General features: G+C 66.7%; 1 protein-coding gene. It reads right to left on the bottom strand.

The genetic code is table 11. The features are described 5' to 3' along the window. On the bottom strand, positions 1 to 279 hold a 279-nt coding region (locus SB764_RS39560), incomplete at both ends, for an MFS transporter (protein WP_410866690.1).

Here is a 279-nt window from a genome sequence, read left to right as displayed (position 1 = left end):
GGCGCCGAGCTTCAGTGCGATCGGCACCCATGCGTAGATGACGCCGAGCGCCGTCAGCGCAGCAGGCGCGTTCTCTGCTCCCTTCGCGGCATCGAAGCCGAACAACGCCAGGGTTGGAAACACCAGTCCGGCAGCCAGGGCCAACGAGGCCTTTGTCGCCAGTCCCCAGGCGGCGAAATAGAGGCCGCTGCGCTGCTCGCCCGAATTCGCCGTATCCTCGTCGATCACGTCGGCCTGCATCGCAGGCGGCAGCGACAGATCGAAGCCCAGCATCAGCCC

It is taken from the genome of Paraburkholderia sp. SIMBA_027, assembly GCF_046535315.1.
Lineage (GTDB): Bacteria > Pseudomonadota > Gammaproteobacteria > Burkholderiales > Burkholderiaceae > Paraburkholderia > Paraburkholderia tropica.
This window is presented reverse-complemented; position numbering and strand designations above follow the sequence as displayed.